General features: G+C 57.8%; 14 protein-coding genes. 7 read left to right on the plus strand and 7 right to left on the minus strand.

The genetic code is table 11. From position 1 onward, the window contains the following. Nucleotides 1–70: 70 nt before the first annotated feature. Nucleotides 71–1,159 carry a bifunctional diaminohydroxyphosphoribosylaminopyrimidine deaminase/5-amino-6-(5-phosphoribosylamino)uracil reductase RibD gene (gene ribD, locus METAL_RS01305; RefSeq protein WP_005368860.1) on the minus strand — a complete coding sequence of 363 codons (1,089 nt, stop codon included), beginning with the start codon at nt 1,157–1,159 and terminating at the stop codon, nt 71–73. Further along, nucleotides 1,160–1,612: a transcriptional regulator NrdR gene (gene nrdR, locus METAL_RS01310; protein ID WP_005368862.1), complete on the minus strand. Its 453-nt coding sequence runs from the start codon at nt 1,610–1,612 to the stop codon at nt 1,160–1,162. Between the two features lie 643 nt (nt 1,613–2,255). On the opposite strand from nrdR, the gene METAL_RS01315 reads away from it, so the two are divergent. Both METAL_RS01315 and METAL_RS01320 read left to right on the plus strand, forming a co-directional pair. Beyond that, entirely contained in the window at nt 2,256–5,948 is a 3,693-nt protein-coding gene (locus METAL_RS01315; protein ID WP_005368864.1) for an FAD-dependent oxidoreductase, read from the plus strand. A gap of 446 nt (nt 5,949–6,394) precedes the next feature. After that, nucleotides 6,395–6,616, plus strand: coding sequence for a PA3496 family putative envelope integrity protein (locus tag METAL_RS01320; RefSeq protein ID WP_036304347.1), 222 nt, complete (start codon nt 6,395–6,397; stop codon nt 6,614–6,616). 59 nt (nt 6,617–6,675) lie between these two features. Here METAL_RS01320 and grxC read toward each other — a convergent pair whose 3' ends face one another. From grxC to METAL_RS01345, 5 genes are all read right to left on the minus strand, one after another. After that, nucleotides 6,676–6,930 (minus strand): glutaredoxin 3, encoded by a 255-nt coding sequence (gene grxC / locus METAL_RS01325; protein ID WP_005368868.1) that lies wholly within the window; start codon nt 6,928–6,930, stop codon nt 6,676–6,678. Nucleotides 6,931–6,965: 35 nt separating this feature from the next. Continuing rightward, nucleotides 6,966–9,290: a type I DNA topoisomerase gene (gene topA / locus METAL_RS01330; RefSeq protein ID WP_005368869.1), complete on the minus strand. Its 2,325-nt coding sequence runs from the start codon at nt 9,288–9,290 to the stop codon at nt 6,966–6,968. 92 nt (nt 9,291–9,382) lie between these two features. Next, nucleotides 9,383–9,850 (minus strand): Smg family protein, encoded by a 468-nt coding sequence (locus METAL_RS01335; protein ID WP_005368871.1) that lies wholly within the window; start codon nt 9,848–9,850, stop codon nt 9,383–9,385. 15 nt (nt 9,851–9,865) lie between these two features. Beyond that, nucleotides 9,866–10,996: a DNA-processing protein DprA gene (gene dprA, locus METAL_RS01340; protein ID WP_005368873.1), complete on the minus strand. Its 1,131-nt coding sequence runs from the start codon at nt 10,994–10,996 to the stop codon at nt 9,866–9,868. Continuing rightward, nucleotides 10,965–12,083 (minus strand): LysM peptidoglycan-binding domain-containing protein, encoded by a 1,119-nt coding sequence (locus METAL_RS01345; protein ID WP_005368875.1) that lies wholly within the window; start codon nt 12,081–12,083, stop codon nt 10,965–10,967. Before METAL_RS01345 ends, dprA begins: the two co-directional genes overlap by 32 nt. A 101-nt stretch (nt 12,084–12,184) precedes the next feature. Here METAL_RS01345 and def point away from each other — a divergent pair, with 101 nt between their 5' ends. Genes def through METAL_RS01370 form a run of 5 tightly spaced genes read left to right on the plus strand, consistent with a single transcriptional unit; the run spans nt 12,185 to nt 17,583 of the window. After that, a complete protein-coding gene (gene def / locus METAL_RS01350) occupies nt 12,185–12,697 on the plus strand; it encodes a peptide deformylase (RefSeq protein WP_005368876.1) in 513 nt (170 codons plus the stop codon). Then, nucleotides 12,694–13,617 (plus strand): methionyl-tRNA formyltransferase, encoded by a 924-nt coding sequence (gene fmt / locus METAL_RS01355; RefSeq protein WP_005368877.1) that lies wholly within the window; start codon nt 12,694–12,696, stop codon nt 13,615–13,617. Before def ends, fmt begins: the two co-directional genes overlap by 4 nt. A gap of 6 nt (nt 13,618–13,623) precedes the next feature. After that, on the plus strand, nt 13,624–14,910 hold the full coding sequence (gene rsmB, locus METAL_RS01360; RefSeq protein WP_005368879.1) for a 16S rRNA (cytosine(967)-C(5))-methyltransferase RsmB: 1,287 nt from the start codon (nt 13,624–13,626) through the stop codon (nt 14,908–14,910). Further along, on the plus strand, nt 14,888–15,460 hold the full coding sequence (locus METAL_RS01365) for a DUF4390 domain-containing protein (protein WP_005368881.1): 573 nt from the start codon (nt 14,888–14,890) through the stop codon (nt 15,458–15,460). The genes rsmB and METAL_RS01365 overlap by 23 nt, the downstream gene beginning before the upstream one ends. Next, the gene (locus METAL_RS01370) at nt 15,442–17,583 is read left to right on the plus strand and encodes a sensor histidine kinase (RefSeq protein WP_005368882.1); all 2,142 of its coding nucleotides are present in this window, start codon (nt 15,442–15,444) and stop codon (nt 17,581–17,583) included. Before METAL_RS01365 ends, METAL_RS01370 begins: the two co-directional genes overlap by 19 nt. The last annotated feature ends 7 nt before the right edge of the window (nt 17,584–17,590 follow it).

Below are 17,590 nucleotides of genomic sequence, written 5' to 3' on the forward strand. Positions count from 1 at the left end.
GTACGCTGTGCGTACCTCTTCTAAGTGGGAAGTCGGCCGGCAACTCTGGCAAAGGTACGCACCGCGTACCCTACATCTTGTAAGTCAATCTCAGGTCCGGGCCGATCTGCCGGGCATCGGCCAGCTTCAATAATTTTTTGTCGGCCATCGTTCTTATGCCGGGCAGCGTGAATAGGCCGCGTCCCCGGTCGCCCAATACGCAAGGTGCCATATAGACAATCCATTCGTCGGCCAGGTTCTCGGCCAGCAAGGCGCCGTTCAATACCGGTCCCGCTTCGACCAGCAATTCGTTGACTTGCTGGTCGGCCATAAAAGTCATTACGACGTTCAGATCGATGCGGCCGTTTTTTTCGACGATTCGGTGAATTTCGAAACCGGCTTTCTGCAAGTCCGCCATTCTGCGCCGATCGCCGCTGGCTGTCAAAATCAGGCTGCGCCCCGGCAATTTCGCCAACTGCATGTGGGGCGGCATCCTGAGGTGCGTATCCAGCACGATCCTGACCGGCTGCAGCACGTCGTCCCCGATCCGGGCGGTCAGCGCCGGATCGTCGGCCAGCACGGTGCCGATGCCGGTCAGGATCGCCGAACTTTGCGCCCGGAGCCGGTGCACGTCCTGCCGGGCTTCGCGGGAAGTGATCCATCGGCTTTCGCCGGATTCCAGCGCCGTCCGTCCGTCCAGGCTCATCGCGAGCTTGCTGCGCACGAAAGGCCGCCCCGTGGTCATCCGTTGGATGAAGCCGGGGTTCAATCGGCGCGCATCTTCTTCCAGCACGCCGCAGACGGCTTCGATGCCGGCCTCCCGGAGCTTGGCCAGACCCCTGCCGGCGACCAGAGGGTTGGGGTCCGGCATCGCCGCCACGACCCGGCGGATGCCGGCCTCGATCAACGCGTCGGCGCAAGGCGGCGTTTTGCCGTGATGGCTGCACGGTTCTAGCGTCACATAGGCAGTAGCACCGCTCGCGTTATCCGCGCTTTTGAGTGCCGCAATTTCGGCATGATCGCCGCCGGCCCTGACGTGCCAGCCTTCGCCGATCACTTCGTCATCGCGGACCAGTACGCAGCCGACCCGCGGGTTCGGATGGGTCGTGTATAAGCCGTTCCGGGCCAGCCGCAAGGCGCTGGCCATGTAATGAAAATCCCGGCTGTCTGCGGAATCCATCTATTTTTCTTGCAGATGCTTGATCATGTCGGTGAATTCGCTGACATCCTGAAAGCTCCGGTAAACCGAGGCGAAGCGGACATAGGCGACATGATCGAGATGACTCAATTCATGCATCACTTTTTCGCCGAGCTGCTGGGCGGTAATTTCCCGGTCGCCGGAGCTCATCAAGGCTTTCTTGATCCGGTTCAGCGCCATTTCGATATCATCGCCGCTGACCGGCCGTTTTTCGAGCGCCTTCAACATCCCGGAGCGCAGTTTCTTTTCGTCGAACGGCTGGCGGCTGCCGTCGCGCTTGACCACGCGCGGCAAGCTCAATTCGGCGGCTTCGAAAGTCGTGAACCGTTCCTTGCAGGCCGTGCATTCGCGGCGTCGGCGGACCTGGTCGCCTTCATTCGTCAATCGGGAATCCAGAACGCGCGTATCCTGGGCGGCGCAAAACGGACATCGCATGGCTGATCTTTAATAATGCCGATAATCCGGCGAATCGTTTCAAAATTTCTCATTATATAATACTATCGGTCCATTCGCATTGAATCTTAAACGGTTTGCCCGAATCACGGAAACGCCTGGCCGAAAGCGTCAGGGTTCTCCGCAGGTTTTTCCACAGCCGGCAACATTGTCCGGTCTGGCCGACGGGTCGTAAGGCGAGCATTATTTTTTTATCGAAGCATCCCGGCAATGCCGTTTGATATCCTATATCCCATTGATATTAAGTTATAAATTTCTAAATCTGCAGTGACCTGTTCGCCTCGCCAGCCAGGCTGCCGATTTCATCGCAGGAAGCGCTCCGGATAGTTGTCGGCAGTTTACCCACAGAGTTATCCACAGGATAGGTGGATGGCCCGTATCGCAGGCCGTAACCGAGTTTTTTTGCCGAACCGCCAAAAATCTCGCCCGGCAACAACAGGCTGTGCCGTAAGATTTGCCGGCCTGAAGAAGCCAGGCGGGTTAATGATTCGGTTTTTGTAGAAATGTCAATAAAAAATTTATATAATGGCCTGTTACATCGACTCATTTGCAATTCTCATAAGATCTGACGCAGGCGAATTTCGCAACGTTTGGACTGTCTTGAGCTAATCGACCCTAAGTGACTATGGATCATAACGACTTTACGCTTGGAATTTCCGGCTTTACTTATCCTGATTTGTACGACGCCCGGCGCCTGAACGATCTGCTCGAAGCGTTCGATGCCTCGGTGAAACGCCATGACCCCGAATTGTTCGAGAAATTTGCCGCTTACCGCCAATGTCAGGGCGAAGGGATGGCGGTCGAGGCGGTATCGAATCTGCTGGTCAAGATGGGGCCTTATGTCGGGCGTTTCGTCGCGAAACTGTTCGGCGTCGAGGAAGCGCATCAGGCCCAGGCGGCAAAGATTCGGGAAGAGTTCGATACCATCTTCACTTACAAGAACGAAGTCGTCGCGAAATTGAATCTGGTCTTCAAGAATCAGGCAATTTCCGAGTGGGACGTCGGCGGGATCAAAAGCCGCTTCGAGTTATTGATTCAGGCCGCGTTTCCGGAAGCGGTCAACGACAGCGATGCCGAGCGCCGGGTTGCGCGCGCGGGCGGACTGATCGGGCAGTTGTCCTCGCATTACAAAGCGGTTGCGAAAGGCAAGGACGGCATTTACCCGAATGCGGACGCGGCCGCCGAAAAACTGCGCGCGCAGCTTGCCGCGCATCCCGAAGCGGCAAAGGCGTTCGCCGAAATCATCGCGGCAGCCGATGCGGCGAGCTTTGTCGATGGGCTGATGGACTTGGCCCAGCGTTGGGCTTTCATTGCCCAGCACGATCCCCAGATCGCCGAGCACTGGCTCAGTTTCAAATTTCCCGAAAAACGCGATTTCGAAAATCTGGTCGAGCACGATGTCGTCGCCAAGGGCGAATTTTCGGTCTGGATGGGCGAACTGGCGCACCGCCGCCGCCGCGACGGTTTCAAGCTGACCGATCCGCGCTACAACGAGCGGCAAACCCTGTCCGAAGTCGATCACTGCATCTATTGCCATGACCGGGATACCGATTCCTGCTCGAAAGGCATGCGCAACAAGAAAACCAATACTTACAAGGTCGACCCTTTGGGCGTCACCACGACCGGCTGCCCGCTCGAAGAGAAGATTTCGGAGATGCACCTGGTCAAGCGCGGCGGCGACAATATCGGCGCGCTGGCGATCATCATCGTCGACAATCCGATGTGCCCCGGCACCGGCCACCGGATCTGCAACGACTGCATGAAGGGCTGCATCTACCAGAAAACCGATCCGGTCAATATTCCGCAGATCGAAACGAACGTGTTGACCGACGTGTTGTTCATGCCGTACGGTTTCGAGATTTACAGCCTGCTGACGCGCTGGAATCCTTTGAACGTCAAGCGTCCGGTAATGCAGCCTTACAACGGCAAGAACGTGCTGGTCGTCGGCCTCGGCCCTGCCGGCTACACGATGAGCCATTACCTGTTGAACGAAGGCTTCGGCGTGGCCGGCATCGACGGCCTGAAGCTGGAGCCTTTGCCTGCCGCGTTGACCGGCGATGGCGACACAGTGCCTCCGCCGATTGCGGATTTCCGCGAACTGTATGAAGACCTGGACAAGCGGATTCTGGCCGGTTTCGGCGGCGTCGCCGAATACGGGATTACCGTGCGCTGGGACAAGAACTTTTTGAAGGTGATCTACCTGACGCTGCTGCGCCGGAACGCGTTCCGCGCTTACGGCGGGATCCGCTTCGGCGGCACGATCACGATCGAAGACGCCTGGCGGATGGGCTTCGACCACATCTGCATCGCGTCCGGCGCCGGCAAGCCGACGATCATTGATCTGAAGAACAACCTGCTGCGCGGCATCCGCAAGGCGTCTGATTTCCTGATGGCGCTGCAGCTGACCGGCGCGGCGAAGTCGTCTTCACTGGCGAACCTGCAGGTACGCCTGCCGGCCGGCGTGATCGGCGGCGGCCTGACCGCGATCGATACCGCGACCGAACTGATGGCTTATTATCCGGTGCAGGTCGAAAAACTGCTCGGCCGCTACGAAACGCTGGCGTCGGTCTACGGCGAAGAAGCGGTGCGGAAGCGCTACGATCAGGAAGAAACAATCATCCTGGACGAATTCCTGGGGCACGGCCGGGCGATCCGCACCGAACGCGAGCGCGCCGCCACGGCCGGCGAAGCGCCGAACTTCCAGCCGCTGGTCGAGGGCTGGGGCGGCGTGACGCTGTTCTACCGTAAAGGCATGAAGGATGCGCCGGCCTACCGGCAAAACCACGAGGAAATTTCCGAAGCGCTCGAAGAAGGCATTGCGCTTGCCGAAGGCATGAGTCCGGTCAGCGCGATTCCTGACCCGTACGGTCATTTGCAAGCCGTCGAATTCGAAAAACTGGAGTTCGAAGAAGGCCGCTGGGTCAGCAAGAAGCAAAGGGTGACCGTGCCGTTGCGCAACCTGTACATCGCGGCCGGCACTTCGCCGAACACGATTTACCAGAGCGAGTACCCGGATACCTTCGTGATGGATAAATGGTTCTTCCAGCGCTACCAGCCGGAATGGCACGGCGGCAACCTGGAACTGGTGGCGATGCACGACGAGGCCGCGCCGAAACTCGGCAAGCCCGCGCCGCTGACTTCCTATCAAAAGGACGGCAGGTTCATCAGTTTCTACGGGGACAACCACCCGGTCTATGCCGGCAACGTAGTCAAGGCGATGGCGAGCGCGAAAAACGGCTATCCGCACATTGCGAAACTATTCGAAAAAGAACTGGCGGAACTCGATCCGTCCCAGCAAGCCGAACGCAACGCCGGCCTGAAACAGTTCTTCGCGTCGCTGGACGAAGCCTTTAGCGCGACCATCGTGGCGATCAACCGGCTGACGCCGACGATCATCGAAGTGGTCGTGAAGGCGCCGATGGCGGCGGCCAAATTCGAGCCGGGCCAGTTCTACCGTCTGCAGAATTTCGAAGCCCATGCGCCGGTCAAGGAAGGCACCGTGCTGGCGTCCGAAGGTCTGGCGTTGACCGGAGCGGAAGTCGACAAGGAAAAAGGCACGATTTCGCTGATCGCGCTGGAAATGGGCTCGTCTTCGCGCTTGTGCGCGACCTGGAAGGTCGGCGATCCGTTGATCCTGATGGGCGTAACCGGCACGCCGACCGAAATCCCGACCGGCCAGACCGTGCTCTTGATCGGCGGCGGCCTCGGCAATGCGGTCTTGTTCTCGATCGGCAAGGCATTGCGCAACGCCGGCAACAAGGTGATCTATTTCGCCGGCTACAAGTATCGCCGGGACATTTTCAAGGTCGAAGACATCGAGGCGGCATCCGACGTAATCATCTGGTCGATCGACAATACGCCGGGCGCCGAAGCGTTCCCGCCGACGCGGCCGCAGGACAAGACCTTCGTCGGCAATATTCTGGAGTGCATGGTTGCCTATGCGAAGGGCGAACTCGGCGAGCAGCCTATTCCGCTTGCCGATGTGGACCACCTGATCGTGATCGGTTCGGACCGGATGATGGCCGCGGTGAAGGATGCCCGCTTCAATGTGCTGAAGCCGTACCTGAACAAGGTCCAGCATGCCATCGGTTCGATCAACTCGCCGATGCAGTGCATGATGAAAGGCATCTGCGCGCAATGCCTGTGCAAGCACGTCGATGCGGAATCCGGCAAGGAATATTTCGTGTATTCCTGCTACAACCAGGATCAGGATCTGGACAAGGTCGACTTCCCGCATCTGAACGCGCGCCTGCGTCAAAATACGGTGCAGGAAAAGCTGTCGAATCTGTGGCTGGATTATCTGCTCGAAAAGCGGTAAATCCGCTCTCCGTAAAGCGGGGCTGTCGGAAGGGCGATGCGGTTCAAGCCCTTCCTCCGGCTCCGCTTTGCGTCGGCTTGAAAGATTGAGGGCCGACAGAGAACTTTTGAAGGTTTTTCCGGTCCTTAGAAAGGAAATCGACTGTTTATCGGTAAGATAGAGGGTGGGTTTCTCCCGGCGTCCATTCTGAGGGATTCTTGACCCCACTAACATCGTAGATCAGCGGGGATGCGCGGTGGAAAACGGCTGATTTTTTCGATACGAAATACTTCGGAACGGCTTGAAATTCGAGAAAGCCGCCGCCATTATTTCAAGACCCTTGGGTTTGGCTGTTTGAAACGGATAGCGTTTCGATGCCGGACCGGACACCGAATGCGTTATTCAATTTGTTTCCGATCTTTCCGCAAAACCGCCGGGAAGCATCCTTGTTTTTGAAGAGTGTAACTATGGCAAGAACTTCTGTAAAGTTGGCGAGCAAAGCCGATGAACCCTTGACTCATATGGATCATGAGGACGACATTTTCGACGATGCCGAATTTGGAGCGCTCGATTCGAGCGAAGGCGATACCATCAAACGCGATGCTCGCCGGAAAATTGAAATTTACTGGGAAAAAAAGCGGCTCAGAGAGCAGTTCGACGATCTGGACGAGGCTGAATTAGGGTTTTGAGCCTTCATTCTTTCCGGGGCGTCAATCGCCCCGACTCCCGGCCCGCTTCCGTCGGCTTCTCATTTCTCCAATAGCGGATCCAGTTGTTTCGACTGGTCCAGCGCATACAGCTCGTCAAAGCCACCGATATGGCGGTCTCCGATAAAAATCTGCGGAACGGTGCGGCGTTTCGATTTGATCATCATTTCTTCGCGCAGGCCGGGTTCCGCATCGACATTGATTTCGGTATAGCTGATGCCTTTTCTGTCCAGCAAACGTTTTGCCATGATGCAGTAAGGGCAGATTTTGGTCGTGTAGATGATGATATTCGGCATAAATTCGGTTCGGGAGCGGGTATCGGCCCGACAAATCAGACGGTCTCTTTCGGCCCTTGCGCGTCTGCGGGGTCGCCTTCATAAGGCGTCGCGTAGCTGCAATCCTTCTGCGGGCAGACTTTTTCCACGCCGCGCCGCTTCGTTTCCTTGACGGTCAGCACCGGCCAGTTGCATTCCGGACAGCTTTCCTTCAGCGGTGCATTCCAGAGCGCATAGTCGCATTTCGGATATTCCGAGCAGGAATAAAAAATCTTGTTGCTGCGCGACTTGCGCTTCAGGATGCTGCCTTTTTTACACTTCGGACATTCGACGCCGGTATCGAGCGGTTTTTCCAAGGGTTCGATATGTTTGCACTTCGGGTAGGCGCTGCAGCCGATGAATTTGCCGTAGCGCCCCGATTTCAGCACCAGTGGCGAAGCGCATTTCGGGCAGGTCCGTCCATCGACAACTTCAGGCTCCGCGGCTTCGTTTTGATCCTCGTTCAGATTGCGGGTATAGGAGCAGCCCGGATAATTGGTGCAACCGATGAAGCGGCCGTTGCGGCCGAGGCGAATCGACAACGGGCTGCCGCATTCGGGGCAGCTTTCGTCGAGCGCTTCCTGGGTCACGTCCTTGCGCTGCACGTTTTCGTCTTTTTCCTGGATCAGCGTGTTGAACGGGTTCCAGAACTCGCCCATCAGCGGAATCCAGTCCTTTTCGCCGCGCGACACCGCATCGAGATCGTCTTCGAGCTTTGCGGTGAAGTCGTAATCGACATACTTGGTGAAATGCTCGGTCAGAAACTTGTTCACGATCCGGCCGACATCGGTCGGATGGAAGCGTTTGTTTTCGAGCGTCGCGTAGTCACGGTTCTGCAGGGTCGAAATGATCGAGGCATAGGTCGACGGCCGGCCGATCCCATGCTCTTCGAGCGCCTTGACCAGGCTCGCTTCGCTGTAGCGCGGCGGCGGTTCGGTGAAATGCTGCGCATTGACGATGTCGTTCAGCGGCACCGGTCTGCCTTCCGCAAGCGGCGGCAGAAAACTTTCCTTGTCGTCGCTGTCGCCGGCGTCGTCCCTGCCTTCCAGATAAACCGCCATGAAGCCCGGAGAGGCGATCGTCGAACCGGTCGCCCTGAATACATGCTCATTGCGTTCGCCGCAGGTCAGATCGACCGCGATCATGTTGATCGTGGCCTGAGCCATCTGGCAGGCAATCGTGCGTTTCCAGATCAGGTCATAAAGCTTGAACTGCTCGTCGCTGAGATGCTTTTTGAGCTGAGCCGGTTGATAGCGGGGGTAAGTCGGCCGAATCGCTTCATGCGCCTCCTGGGCGTTTTTCGATTTGGTCTTGAATATCCGCGGTTCTTTCGGCACGTTTTCGGGGCCGTAGTTTTCCGCGATCATCTCGCGCATTTCGGCGACCGCCTCGACCGATAAATTGACCGAGTCGGTCCGCATGTAGGTGATCAGCCCGGCGGTTTCGCCGCCGATGTCGATGCCTTCGTACAGCTGCTGGGCGACCATCATCGTGCGTTTGGTGGTAAAGCCGAGCTTGCGCGCGGCTTCCTGCTGCAGGGTCGAGGTCGTGAAGGGGGGCGCCGGGTTGCGCTTCTGCTGCTTCTTTTCGAGTTTGGAAACGATCAGGCGGCCGTCCGCGGCCTCCAGCAAGGCTTGCCGGGCCCGGTCGGCGGTTTGCCGGTCGGTCATGCTGAACTGATTCAGTTTCTCGCCGGCCAGATGAGTCAGCTTGGCCTTGAAGTTCTGCTCGTCCGCCGTCAGCAGCGCATCGATGGTCCAATATTCACGGCTCTTGAACGCTTCGATTTCCATCTCGCGTTCGACGATCATCCTGAGCGCGGGACTCTGCACACGGCCGGCGGACAGGCCGCGGCGGATCTTTTTCCAGAGCAGCGGCGACAGCTTGAAGCCGACCAGGTAATCGAGCGCCCGCCGCGCCTGTTGCGCATTGATCAGGTTCGTTGCCAGTTCGGACGGATGCGCGATCGCTTCGGTAACTGCCTTTTTAGTGATTTCGTGAAAGACGACCCGGTGCACTGCCTTGTTTTTCAAAGCTTTTCTTTCCTTCAGCAACTCATAGAGATGCCAGGAGATCGCTTCGCCCTCGCGGTCGGGGTCGGTCGCGAGATACAAGGCGTCGGCGTCTTTGAGCGCCTTGCCGATAGCCTGCACGTGGCGCAAATTGCGTTCGATCACCTCGTATTTCATCGCGAAATGATGATCGGGATCAACCGCGCCTTCCTTCGGGATCAAATCACGGACATGTCCATAGGACGCCAGCACCTGAAAATCCTTGCCGAGGTATTTTTCAATGGTTTTGGCCTTGGCGGGAGATTCGACGATAACAAGATTTTTGCTCATTTATCCTTAAATAAAGTCAAGGCCCAAGTACGGGCGATCGGATGAATCGGTGAAGTCTTCGAACCTCGAATCGCGTACCCGAGCCTCAAACATCAATGCAAATAGGTTGGAATCAGATCGTAAACGAAATCTTCCATTCGGGAAAAGGCGATTTCCTGATCAGGTTGGCTCAACAGCACCATCAGCACGATCCATTTGAGTTTTTCGACCGAAATTTCCTCGTTTTCGAGCGCCATCGCCCGATCGATCACAATTTCGCGATTGGCGGAGCTCAAGATGCCTTTCTGCTCCAGGAACAGGATCAGATCGAGGCAATCGGTGCTCAGCTTGGCTTTTTCCTCGGCGCAAAAAATGCGGAACGCCGGGGCGACGGTCGGTGAAATCGCACCTTGCAAACTCAACGATTCCAGCCAGTCGAACGCCTTGCTGACTTCGATCTGTTCGAAGCCGGCTTCCAGCAACTCGGTTCTGATCACATCGCTGTCGGGAAGAATTTCGGTTTCGCCTTCCATATAGTTTTCGAAGAGATACATCAGAACATCAAAAATATTTTCTTTCATAGCGCCCGCCAGAGATTATTTAATTCGGGTATAACGGCCACCCGCGACAGCTGAAACGTAACCATTCAGCTCCAGGATTAGCAGCATTGAGGCGATCGTTTCGACCGATTTGCCGGTTTTCTCGACCAGATCGTCGATGGATGTGGGGTCATACATGACAAGATTCAATAATGTTTGCTGCTCCAGGTCAAGCATTGATTGCTCCTGCGTCGCGATGTAATTCATATCTTCTTGATAATATTGACCTAATTCCTCGACAATATCTCGCACCGTTTCGACAAGTTTGGCGCCTTCCCGAATCAGCGCATTGCAGCCGCGCGCCAGGGGATTGTGAATCGAGCCGGGAATCGCGAAGACCTCGCGGTTTTGCTCCAGCGCCAGGCGCGCCGTGATCAGCGAGCCGCTTTCTCTGGCCGCCTCGACGACCAGAAGGCCCCGACATAAACCGCTGATGATCCGGTTGCGGCGCGGGAAATGATGCGCCTTGGCAGGAGTGCCGGGCGGCAGTTCAGTTATGATGGCGCCCTGCCCGACGATGCGCATGGCCAGGTTTTTGTTTGCGGCGGGATAGATGCGGTCCGGACCGGTGCCGACCACGGCCACGGTCAACCCTTGCCCTTCCAGAGCGCCTTCATGGCCGGCCGCATCGATTCCCAGGGCCAGGCCGCTGACAATCACGAAGCCGTGTGCGCTAAGCACTTTGGCGAACTGGAAGGCGGTTTCCCGTCCCAGTGCGGAGGGATTGCGGCTGCCTACGATCGCGATTTGCGGCCGAGCCAGGAGAGCCGGATCCCCGCGCACGAACAGCACCGGCGGCGGATCGGCGATTTGCTTCAATAACTCGGGATAAAGAAGGTCGTCGAACGTGACGATGTGTTGATCCGCTCCGCTCGACCAAGCCAGATCGGCTTCAATCAACCGCCAGTCGGGATGCTTGATCGCCTGAATAGCGGCGGGCTTCAGACCCAGGGAGGCCAGCGCGGAGGAAGACTCGGAAAACAGCTGCGCCGGTGAGTGCGTTTCCAACAGTTCGAGAAAAGTTCTGCTGCCGACTCCCGGCACGCGCAGCAGTGCAAGCCAATAAGAAAGATCGCAAGAGGGGGTTGACGTAACGTTACTCCGGAGTTTGAACCTTGTCGAGAACATGAATGTTTCGCTGCGCCTGCATCACCAGTGCATAACTGACCCGATTGAACGGCCTGAACACCATCAGCTTGCCGGCGTATTCGTCGGGCATTTGCACGGTATCGTTCTTGACCGGGCTGTAAGGGTCCGACGCGACTTTGCCGCGCTGGTAAATGTCCAGTTCGTGGCCGGTTTTTAGGCCGTCGGAAATGCCCTTGTCGATCACCACGACATTATACCGGCCGATTTGCGTCACGCCGTCGAGTACGCCGATAATGCTGCCTTTGATGCTTTCTTCGGGCGGCACCGGAAAATAATTCAGCATGACCTCTTCTTCGCCGATGGGAAGAACCCGGTCGCCGGCACGGATTTCACCTTTAGCCTGCGTAATCGTCAGGGTCGCGGGGTCTCCGGGCTCCTGCAGGGTCAGGTCGGCGATGTACTTGGCTTCGTGCCCCAACACTTCCTGGGTGGTTGGATTTCTCAAGATATCGCCTTCGCGGTAGACGGCATATGTCAGACTGTCCGGCCGTTCGATCGCACGAACATACACCTTGTCGCCATTACCTGCAATCAGATGCTCTCCGGCAATGTCCACTATATAAGGCGCCTGGTTCAATTCGTTTTCACCGAGCACGCGCGGCAGGGACAGGAACTTCTGAATCGCTCCGGCCGGAATCAATTGTACGGCCTTGGCGGTTGCCGACTCGCGTATGCAGGGTTGCAGCTTGCCTTCGGGGGACAGCGCAAAACTGGTGCGTCCGTTTTGGATGTCCGCTTCGTTGAGGACGCAAGGTCCGGAGGAAGGAGAAACGGCGGCCGTTTCGGTCGGAGAGAAACTCAGCCGGGGCTGACCGTTCACCATCGAAAAATAGACCGTGTCGCCGGGATAGATCAGATGCGGATTTTTGATCTGACTATTATAACTCCACAGAAGAGGCCATTGCCCCGGATTCTTTAAAAACTTTCCGGAGATGTCCCAGAGCGTATCGCCCTCTACGACCGTATAGCGGTCGGGATGGGAGGGATTCAATCTGATTTCTTCGGCCAGCACCGCAGAGCAACACACCAAGGGAACTATAAAGCTGAGAATCGTTCGAAAAGCCATAAAAAACCTGCCGAGTGTTTTTAAACTGTCTGATTTTAAAGTTTAGATGAATTCAGATAGAATTCCAGTATTGATAACAGTTACCAAGTGTGGAGAGTTCGTTGAGTATTTTAACCATTCTGGAATTTCCGGATGAAAGGTTGCGCAAAAAAGCCGAAAAAGTCCAGGCGATCGATGATTCGATTCGGAAACTGGTCGACGATATGTTCGAGACGATGTACGAATCGCGCGGCGTGGGGCTGGCAGCGACGCAGGTGAATGTGCAGCGGCGGGTGATCGTGATCGATGTCAGCGAAGAAAAAAATGTGCCGCTTTGCCTGATCAACCCGGAGATCGTCGCGAAAGACGGCGTCGAGGAATCCGAAGAAGGCTGCCTGTCCGTGCCCGGCTTTTTCGAGAAGGTCCAGCGGGCCGAGCATGTCCGGGTCAAGGCGCTGAATCGCGACGGCCAGCCGTTCGAACTTGAAGCGAGAGACTTGCTGGCGGTCTGTATTCAGCATGAAATAGACCATCTGGACGGCAAATTATTCGTCGATTATCTGTCCCCGCTGAAACGCCAGCGTATCAAAAAGAAACTCGAAAAAATACATAAAATGGAAGCCGGCAAAGCATGAGGATCATTTTTGCCGGTACCCCCGAATTCGCGGTGCCGACCCTGAACATGCTGCTGGCTTCCGGACACGAGGTCTGCGCCGTTTATACCCAACCCGACCGTCCCGCCGGACGCGGGCGCAAGCTGCAACCGAGCCCCGTCAAAGAAACCGCCCTGGCCGCCGGCATTCCGGTGCTGCAGCCCGATTCGCTCAAATCGGCCGAAGCGATTGCTTTGCTTGCCGCGTTCGAACCCGATCTGATGGTCGTCGTCGCCTATGGCATGATTTTGCCGCAGGCGGTACTCGATGTGCCGAGATACGGCTGCCTGAATGTGCATGCCTCTCTGCTGCCGCGCTGGCGCGGCGCCGCACCGATCCAGCGCGCGCTGATGGCCGGGGATGCCGAAACCGGCGTCACGATCATGCGCATCGCCTTGAAGCTGGATGCCGGCGACATGCTGCACAAGGAAGCTATCGCGATCGGTGCGGAAGATACGGCTGGCGATCTGCACGACAAGCTGGCCGCCTTGGGGCCGATCGGCCTCGAAAAAGTCTTGCGCCAGGTCGAGGCCGGGACGGTGCGGGCCGAGCCGCAAAACGAAGCCCAGGTCACTTATGCCGCCAAGCTCGAAAAGAGCGAAGCCGAGCTCGACTGGACGAAACCGGCGGACGAACTGGACCGGCGAGTGCGCGGACTGAACCCCTGGCCGGTCGCTCAAACCCTCTACCGGGAGGAAGCGCTGCGCATATGGCGCGCGCAGCCGCTCCTCGAACAGACGGGGACGGAACCCGGACAGGTGAAATGTACGCACAAGCATCTGGACGTGGCGACCGGCAGCGGCTGGCTCAGGCTGCTCGAAGTGCAGTTGCCCGGGGGCAAACGGATGCCGGCGCAGGCGTTTCTGAATGCGCATGACGTACATGGCCTGAAGCTGGGTTGATCCGCCGTGAACTTACGATTGCTTGCAGCCAAAGTGCTGACCCGGGTCGTGGTGGACGGCCAATCCCTGACCGTGGCGCTGGAGCAGGTTCTGCAAACCGTCGAGTCCCCGCAGGATCGGGCCCTGGTGCAGGCCTTGTGCTACGGCGTCTGCCGGCAGTACCACCGGCTCGACTTCATTCTGTCCCAACTTCTCGACAGGCCGCTGAAGGATATTCACATCCGGCTGTTGATTCTCGTGGGGCTTTACCAGCTCGGCTTCATGCGGATCAAAACGCATGCGGCGGTTTCCGAAACGGTGAATGCGGCAGGACGCAAACCCTGGGCGAAAGGCTTGATCAACGCGCTGTTGCGGCGTTATCTCCGGGAACGGGAACCGTTCGAAAAAGCGGCCGACGAGAATGCTTCGGCAAGCTGTAGCCATCCCGAATGGCTGATCGCGAAAATCCGCCAGGATTGGCCAGATGAAGCCGATCGCTGCCTGCGGGAAAACAACCAGCCGCCGCCTTTCGCATTGCGCGTCAATTTGGCCCGGATTTCCAGGGAAGCCTATCGTGAATTATTGAACGCGCAAGGCCTCGCCGCCGAGCTGCCCGGTTTTTGCGCTTCCGCGCTGATCCTCGACCAGCCGGTGCCGGTCGAGAGGCTGCCGGGGTTTGCCGAAGGCCTGGTTTCGGTTCAGGATACCGCCGCCCAACTGGCCGCCGGCCTGCTCGACGTACAACCGGGGCAGCGGGTGCTCGACCTGTGCGCGGCGCCGGGCGGGAAAACCGCGCACATTCTCGAGATGCAGCCGCAACTGAAAGAAATGGTTGCGATCGATGTCGACGCAAACCGGCTGCGCCGCGTGGAGGACAATTTACGGCGCCTCAGGCTGGAGGCCAAGACGGTAGCCGGCGATGCTTCGCATCCGGAAGACTGGTGGGACGGGCGGCAGTTCGACCGGATTCTGGTCGATGCGCCGTGTTCGGCGCTCGGCGTGATTCGCCGCCATCCCGACATCAAACTGCTGCGCCGCGCCGGTGATATCGAACCGCTTGCCGCGCTGCAACGCGCGATCCTGGACGCGGCCTGGAGCCTGCTGGCGCCGGGGGGATGCCTGCTGTACGCCACCTGCTCGGTGTTGAAGGAAGAGAACGAGCGTCGAATTGTAGACTTTCTGGCCGGCCATCCCGACGCGATCGAATGGCCGATCACGGCGGAATGGGGTGCCGCGCGCGCGGCAGGGCGGCAGATTCTGCCCGGCGACCTGGCGATGGACGGTTTTTATTATGCCCGCCTCCGCAAAGCGTAAGGCGGCGGTCTGTCTGCTGATTTTGGGCTGGCTGATACCTTTGCCCGCGTCGGCGGGCGCTTATTCTGCGCTTGTCGAATACGCCGAGCTGGGCTTACAGGGAGAAGAATATTTATTATCCGCCGAGATTCGCTACCGGCTCAGCCCGAAAGCGATCGACGCCCTCAAAAACGGCGTGCCGCTGTTCTGGGCGGTCAATATCCGGGTAAAGCGCCAGCGCGACTTCTGGCCGGACGAAACGATCGTGGAAAAAAGTCTGCGCTTCAGAATTCAATATCAGGCCCTGCTCAACGTCTACCGGGTCCGTAACGAAGACAGCGGCGAAGGCGGCAGTTTTTCATCGCTGGCCTCGGCGCTGGATGCGCTGTCGACGATTCGATACGTGCCGGTTGCGGCCAAATCGGAGTTGGCCGCCGGCGAGCGTTATACGGCGGGCCTGCGGGTCGTCTTCGACCGCGAATTGTTGCCTTTGCCGCTGCGTCCTTTCGCCTATCTCAATCCGCAGTGGTATTTATCGAGCGACTGGTACTCATGGAATCTGAAAAACTGAAACCGCCGGTCAGTGCATCGATCCTGGTCCTGTTCGCGCTGATCCTGTTTTCGCTGCAACTGATGAGCACGGCGACTCAGGAGTCGTCCGAACTCAGCGCACTGTATTCCTGGCTGTTGCTGATCAATGCGCTGGGTTCGGTGGTGCTGCTCGCGCTGGTGGTCGCGAACATCTACGCACTGGCGCGCCAGCTCAAAAAACGCGAAGCCGGCTCGCGGCTGACGACGAGGATGCTCTCATTGTTCGTGCTGCAGGCGCTGGCGCCGGCCGCGATCGTGTTTTATTTTTCGATGCAGTTTCTGCATCAGGGCATTGACAGCTGGTTCAACGTCGAAATCGACCGGGCGATGGAAGATGCGCTCGAATTGAGCCAGGCGTCACTGGACCAGCGAATGCACTGGCATTTGATGCAGACCCGGCAGCTGGCCGAAAAACTCCGGCTCGGTTCCGACGGCTTTACCGCGCATGAAATCGAAAATTACCGGGCGCAGGTCGGCGCCGCCGAAATGACGCTGTTTTCGCGCCAGGGCCGAATCATCGCATCCAGCAGCGCAAACCCGACCGATATCCTGCCCAGCATTCCCGACGAGCAAACCTGGCTGCAGTTGCGCCAGAGCGACGATTACGTCGCGCTGGCGCCGGTCAGCGAAAACGAACTGATGATCCGCTCGATCGTGGCGGTCCGGGGCCTCGATACCTGGTATATCCAGGCGCTGTTTCCGGTGCCTTTGCGGATTGCGGATCTGGCCGATTCGGTCGAGTTCGCTTTCGTACGCTATCAGGAAATGAATTTTCTCAGGGATTCGCTGAAACTGACCTTTTCGCTGGCGCTGTCGCTGGTTTTGCTGATGAGCTTGCTGGCGGCGATCTGGGTCGCTTTCATCAGCATCCGCAACATCGTCGCGCCGGTCAAGGAACTGGTCAAAGGCACGCAGGCGGTCGCTTCGGGGCATTACGACCAGCAATTGCCGGTTGCCGCCCAGGACGATCTGGGCTTTCTGGTCGAGTCGTTCAACATCATGACCCAGCGCATCGCGCGGGCGCGCGACGAAATCCGGCGCGCCGGCGTCGAGGTCGAAAACCAGCGCGCCTATCTCGAAACGATACTGGCCAACCTGACCGCGGGCGTGATCAGCTTCGATTCGAGGTATAAGATCCGCACCGCGAACCAGGCGGCGTTCCGGATTTTTCATGTGCATGTGAACCAGTTCATCGGCCAATCGCTGTTATCGCTGGCCGAGGAGCATAGCGAACTGTCCGAACCGCTGAAGTCGATCCAGCGTTTACTGGAACAGGCGGACGACATCTGGCAGCAGCGGATTGCGTTTTTGGGTCAGAACGGCCGCCGTGAGCTGCTTTGCCGCGGCACCCCGATGTTTTCGCACGACGGTGCGCGCGTCGGCGCGGTCGTGGTGTTCGACGATGTGACCGATTTGATTCAGGCCCAGAAAAACGCCGCCTGGGGCGAGGTTGCCCGACGTCTCGCGCACGAAATCAAAAACCCGCTGACGCCGATCCAATTGTCAGCCGAACGCTTGCAGCTTAAACTGTCCGCCAAGCTGGAATCCGGCGATGCCGACATCCTGCAGCGCTCGACGCGCACGATCGTGCAGCAGGTCGAGGCGATGAAGGAAATGGTCGACGATTTTTCCGAATATGCGAAGACTTCGAAAAAGCAGACGGTCAATGTCGACCTTTATGCGCTCGTCCAGGAGGTGCTCGGACTTTATACGCTGAAATCGGGCGTTACCGTACAGGCCGAACAGGATAAAAAGCGGCTTTGCATCAACGGCGATCCGATCAGCATCCGGCAAGTGCTGCATAATCTGCTCAAAAACGCCCTGGAAGCGACCGAGGGCCACGGCCATATCGAAATCGACATACGCCGGATGCAAAAAAACAACAGCGATTTTATCGAAATCGGGTTCTTCGACGACGGGCCCGGCATCAGGGAAGAACAAATCGAGCAAATTTTCGAACCCTATGTTACAACTAAAGCCAAAGGCACCGGGCTCGGGCTGGCGATCGTCAAAAAAATCATCGAGGAGCATGGCGGCGCGATCTGGGTCGATACCCGGCACAAACAAGGCGCGGGCTTCATCATTCAGCTGCCCGCCATTTAACTTTCAA

This window comes from Methylomicrobium album BG8 (assembly GCF_000214275.2).
GTDB lineage: Bacteria > Pseudomonadota > Gammaproteobacteria > Methylococcales > Methylomonadaceae > Methylomicrobium > Methylomicrobium agile.